We start from the raw sequence: 2271 nt of genomic DNA on the forward strand, positions 1-2271 counted from the left end.
CACGATTAATAAGTGCGCGGTTGTATGTAGACCAATTGAGAGTACGGTAAATTTTAGGTGTGGGCTTATTCATTTGAAAATTATATTGTGGAATAAGCCCTTAACGATAGGTTTGTGCAACAAAGCCGATTTACATTAAAAGTTTCAATAGTGTTCAGAGTTTCCGCCTTTAATGTTTCGTACATTTGAGGTGTCAGAAATTGTTGTCTTTTTATATTAACTAAATCCATTTTATGCTCAAAAACTACCAAGAAAGGCATATTTTCACTTATTCTTCACCGTCAAACTGCCAATATACATCTCCCCAATCACTTTCAAAATCAGGGAAAATTTCCCCTTGTTTAAAGTATTTACGAGTGTTTTCCTTAGCTACAGTGAACCAATAACCTGATTGAGGACATTTTTCACCTGCTTGAATTGATATTTTTTGATATTTAGTTAGGAGGTCAATTTCAGCACTACTAGGTTTAAATGTACGATAGAACTCTATTAAGTCTTTTGGATAATAGAGATATTCATGAAATTCTTTATCATTTTCTATTTCTAATAGAATAACAGCGCAAGTTGCTTCAAAAGCCCAATACCCATAATATCCACCCTCTGATTTATGGGTATCATACCATGGAGCTCCAGATAAATCTTTATACCATTTTTTAAAAAATTTGTTTAAATGCTTAAATGAAACTTTATTATCTTGAGTCACAAATGCATTGGATAACTCAAAATAAGGATTTGAAAAAAGGACATCTGAACAATCAAAACGGTTATCGTCATTAAAAGCCAAAAATTCCTCTACAATCCAATCTTTTCCTCCATTTTCTTGATCCTCTCCATCAACAAAGTTAGCTACCAATGGTAGTAAGTCAGTTCTTTTTAATAAATAACAAAGGCTGATAATCCATACATATACACAATAGTCATCTAAAATTTCAATATCAAAAACACTAAAATTATTATCTTTATAATAGGCTCTTTGTTTTATAGAAAGTACCTTGAATAATTCAATTACTTTATCGAATTCTAAACGTAAATATTCAATTGGTTTACCAGCAGTATAATCCAAAATAAACAAATCAAACTGATACCTAGATGCTATCGAATAAGAGTCGACCCATCCTGCTTCGATATCTTCATCATTATTTGATTCACTTAGAAAACTTTCTATAGCACTGACAAGTTCACTCCTCGTAGACTTATAGTAACTTTCATCTAAAAATTGTTGTCTACGATTAAACTTAAATTCCAACATAAATAAATTTCCAATTATTTATTATTAACAACGATACTAATGTCTTTATCAGTCCAAACCCTTGTAGCTTTATGAGTAGAATGTTCTTTTGATGAGTGCTGATAAAAACGGAGACTTTAACTTGGTAAACTACACATACTCATTAGGAGTTTACCATGAGCAAAAAACAAAAGATTTATACAGTGGAATTCAAAGCTGAAGCAATTAAAGCTATTGAATCAAATAAAGGAAATGTCTCTGAAACTGCTCGACAGCTTGGTATTTCAATGCAGACCCTTTCAAATTGGTACAACAAAGCAAAAGCTGGAACATTATAGGCACACAACAATATTCGCCTGATCTCGTTGCTCTACTCGAAGAAAATAAGAAACTCAAACAGCAACTCAAAACTGCGGAAATGGAAAGAGAATTTCTAAAAAAAGCAGCAGCGTACTTTGCCAAGGACCATCAGTAAGGTACGATTACATGAAAGAGAACAAAAACACCTATCCAACAACGATGATGGCTAGACTGCTCAAAGTTTCAATTTCAAATTTTTATGACTGGTTAAAACGAGGCATGAGCAAAAGAGTTGTTCAAAGAAATCAGCAGACGATCTTAGTCAAAATAGCTCATCAAGAAACTAAAGAAAGTTATAGTCATATTCGCTTAACGAGGTATTTACAGTCACAAGGCATCCCAATTAGCGAGTATGCAGTCCGTTGTATAAAAAGGCTAAATCAGCTGTATTGTAAGCGCCATAGGTGTTTTAAAAGAACGACGAACAGTGATCATAATCGAGCGATCTATGACAATTTACTCAAACAAGAGTTTTTAATGACCAAACCTAATCTTGCATGGTCAAGTGATATTACATAAATATGGACAGCTGAAGGTTGGTTGTACTTAGCTGCTTTTGTTAGCGGCAGTGTAAAAATGACCCCCTAATGGCATTTAAAAACTGACCCCCTTGGTTAATATAGCGGTCATTTTGGACTGCTCAACATGTTAACTTTGGAGCAAGCAGTGACAATCCAAATACT

The 2271-nt window shown here is 33.5% G+C and carries 1 protein-coding gene and 1 pseudogene; one reads left to right on the top strand and one right to left on the bottom strand.

Features of this window, described 5'->3' with window-relative positions:
- Nucleotides 1-268: 268 nt before the first annotated feature.
- The gene (locus FTU38_RS16560) at nt 269-1249 is read right to left on the bottom strand and encodes a PoNe immunity protein domain-containing protein (RefSeq protein ID WP_180111888.1); all 981 of its coding nucleotides are present in this window, start codon (nt 1247-1249) and stop codon (nt 269-271) included.
- Between the two features lie 155 nt (nt 1250-1404).
- On the opposite strand from FTU38_RS16560, the pseudogene FTU38_RS16565 reads away from it, so the two are divergent.
- Nucleotides 1405-2104: pseudogene (locus FTU38_RS16565) on the top strand (transposase); the annotation flags it as partial.
- Nucleotides 2105-2271: the final 167 nt, after the last annotated feature.

The sequence above is a fragment of the Acinetobacter sp. YH12098 genome (assembly GCF_013419235.1).
Lineage (GTDB): Bacteria > Pseudomonadota > Gammaproteobacteria > Pseudomonadales > Moraxellaceae > Acinetobacter > Acinetobacter amyesii.

Excerpts from the sequence above, each read along its gene's own strand:
- FTU38_RS16560 (WP_180111888.1), bottom strand. The coding sequence starts at position 1,249 with ATGTTGGAATTTAAGTTTAATCGTAGACAACAATTTTTAGATGAAAGT.